This is a genomic window from Lentzea tibetensis, assembly GCF_007845675.1.
GTDB lineage: Bacteria > Actinomycetota > Actinomycetes > Mycobacteriales > Pseudonocardiaceae > Lentzea > Lentzea tibetensis.
In genome coordinates this window covers 1-2,611 of sequence record NZ_VOBR01000081.1, presented here as the reverse complement: position 1 = coordinate 2,611, position 2,611 = coordinate 1, and the positions used below count along the sequence as shown (strand labels likewise).

Sequence of the window (2,611 nt, the reverse complement as noted above, 5' to 3'; positions counted from 1 at the left end):
ACGTTGATCACCATCGCGCCCAGCCCCGCTGACCGCACACAACGAGAGCACCGCGAACACAAGGCCCGTCGGCACAACATCGACCAGGTCAACGCCCTCAAGACCCCGTTCGACACCAGCCACCTAGTGCCATCGTGGCGTAGCACCGGGAGCAATAGTCAATACCTGTGGATGAAGATCTTTTAGGCTGCGGTGGGTGGTGCGTGTTCGTCGGGTCGTTCGACGCGTTTGCCGTTCTCGAAGCGGGCGCCGGCGCGGACGAGAGCGACCAGTTGCGGGGCGTTCACCGCTCGCCAGCGGGCCTGGGCCGACTCGATCAGTTTGATGGAGATGGTCTGCCGCGACACGTCGGTGCCGTAGATCTCCGCGAGGTGCCGCGCTAGAAAGGCCGACTGGTCGCCTGCCAGAACGCAATCCTGCGGTAGAGCCAGTCGGCTAGTTGCCACGTGGAACGGTCCGACAACATCGTGGGGCTGATTGCCTGATGGCTGGGGAGGGGCGTGCAGTGACTGACGAGCATGATCCCGCGTGTCTGGCTGGACCATTGCTGGCCTCGGGCCGCGTGCAGGAAGCCTTGAGCGTGGTCAGCTGGGAGATCGATCGCGACCGCCGAGCCGAGTCAGGATGCGGCAGAAGGCGATTGCTGCTGCTGTCGGCGCCAGTCCGATGAGGGCGGCATCTTCGACGTGGACGTACGCCTGTGCAGCTGTGATCAACTCGACCTGGTGCGAGTGAGTAGTGTTGTGCCCCAGGGGGATCACGATGGATGAGGACGATAGGGCCTGCGCGAATTGCCAGCTGCCGGTGTATGGAGCTGAAGGCGGGCCCGGCCGTGGCAGGAACACCGCATGGCACGCTCATTGCCCGACATGCGCACAGTTGGTCGCGGACCAGATGGAGCCCGTGCTCTCGATCAAACGATCACGTGGTGCGCCAATGCAGATCCTCCGCTGCCGATGGTGTGGCGCCGAGCGCGCGTGCCCGGCAGGCTGGGCCACCCGCTGTCATCTCTGCTTCGACGAACGAACTTCGACCGTGGCAGGCGTTGTTCGACCTGCCACGGTGTCAGGTTGTCAAGTACCGGGTTTGATGGAGGGTGTGATCACCCGCTCGGTGCCCGAGACGGGTGTGGTTGTGTGGTGATGGTTGGTCTCGTGTTCCACGGGCGGGATCAGGCCGAGTTCGCCGTGGAGCCGCCGGTGGTTGTACCAGTCGATGTACTCGGCGACGGCGATCTCGAGGTCGTCGATGCCGCGCCAGGGGCCCTTGTTGCGGACCAGTTCGGCTTTGAAGATCGAGTTGAAGGCCTCGGCCATGGCGTTATCGTAGGAATCTCCTTTACTGCCAACGGATGCGACCGCACCGGCGTCGGCCAGGCGCTGGGTGTAGCGCACCGCGAGATATTGGGTGGTTTCAACCGGTCGTCGCAACACCTCGATGACGGAGGTGTTGATGGGCAGGCCTGCGGGATGGATGAAGGCGTTGACGGGTCGTTCTCCGATGAAGTCGCCTGGGGCGCCGGCGCTTTGGCGGGAGATCGAGCGTGGGTTCTGGCGTGAGGTCGCCAAGGGGCTGACGAGCGAGGATGCGGCTGCTGCGGTCGGCGTGTCGCAGGCGGCCGGGAGCCGGTGGTTCCGGGAGCGTGGCGGCATGCCGCTGTTCTTGCTCAACCCGGTCGCGGGCCGGTATTTGTCGTTCGCGGAGCGGGAAGAGATCGCCGCGCTGAAGGCCCAGGGCGCCGGGGTGCGGGAGATCGCCCGTCGGCTGGGTCGTGATCCTTCGACCATCTCCCGGGAACTGCGCCGCAACGCCGCGACGAGGGGAGGCAGGCTTGACTACCGGGCGTCGGTAGCGCAGTGGAAAGCGGACTTGCTTGCCAGGCGCCCGAAAGCGGCGAAGCTGGTCACCAACGATCGGCTGCGTGAGTACGTGCAGGAACGACTGTCCGGCCAGGTCCGCCGTTTCGATGGGACTCCGGTGGCAGGGCCGGTGACGATACCGTGGAAGGGGCGTAACAAGCCACGGCGTCAGGACCGGCGTTGGGCCACGGCGTGGAGCCCGCAACAGATATCTCGCCGGCTCAGGCTCGACTTCCCGGATGATGAGTCCATGCGCATCTCGCACGAGGCGATCTACCAGGCCCTGTTCATCCAGGGGCGCGGTGCGTTGAGGCGTGAACTGGTCGCCTGCCTGCGCACCGGTCGTGCTCTGCGGGTGCCACGCGCTCGATCGCGGCAGTGTCGCGACGGCATGGTCACGCCCGAGGTGATGATCAGCCAACGGCCGGCCGAGGCCTGCGACCGTGCCGTCCCAGGTCACTGGGAGGGTGATCTCATCATCGGGCTGGACAGGTCCGCGATCGGCACGCTCGTCGAGCGAACCACCCGCTTCACGATGCTCCTGCATCTGCCCCGCATGGTGGGCTTCGGCGTCGAGCCGCGCGTGCACAACGGCCCGGCGCTGGCCGGTCGCGGCGCCGAGGCTGTCCGCGACGCGATCGCCGCGACGATCACCACCCTGCCGGATCAACTGCGCCAGACCCTGACCTGGGACCGCGGGAAGGAGCTCGCGCAGCACGCCCGGCTGACCATCGATACCAGCGTGCGGGTCT

Annotated in this window: 3 protein-coding genes and 1 pseudogene; 2 read left to right on the top strand and 2 right to left on the bottom strand. The window is 66.2% G+C overall.

What is annotated here, in order from left to right; translation table 11 throughout:
* Positions 1 to 186 (top strand): hypothetical protein (locus FKR81_RS44745; RefSeq protein WP_222598628.1); only part of this gene is annotated, 186 nt, incomplete at its 5' end.
* Here the strand turns inward: FKR81_RS44745 and FKR81_RS42995 are convergent.
* Positions 183 to 326 (bottom strand): annotated as a pseudogene (locus FKR81_RS42995) (IS256 family transposase); the annotation flags it as partial. The gene FKR81_RS44745 and the pseudogene FKR81_RS42995 overlap by 4 nt on opposite strands.
* Before the next feature lie 747 nt (positions 327 to 1,073).
* Positions 1,074 to 1,394: an integrase core domain-containing protein gene (locus FKR81_RS46285; protein WP_456319433.1), complete on the bottom strand. Its 321-nt coding sequence runs from the start codon at positions 1,392 to 1,394 to the stop codon at positions 1,074 to 1,076.
* A 79-nt stretch (positions 1,395 to 1,473) separates the two neighbouring features.
* Here FKR81_RS46285 and FKR81_RS42985 point away from each other — a divergent pair.
* Positions 1,474 to 2,611, top strand: a 1,138-nt coding sequence (locus tag FKR81_RS42985; protein ID WP_456319432.1) for an IS30 family transposase, incomplete at its 3' end; no start/stop codon positions are given.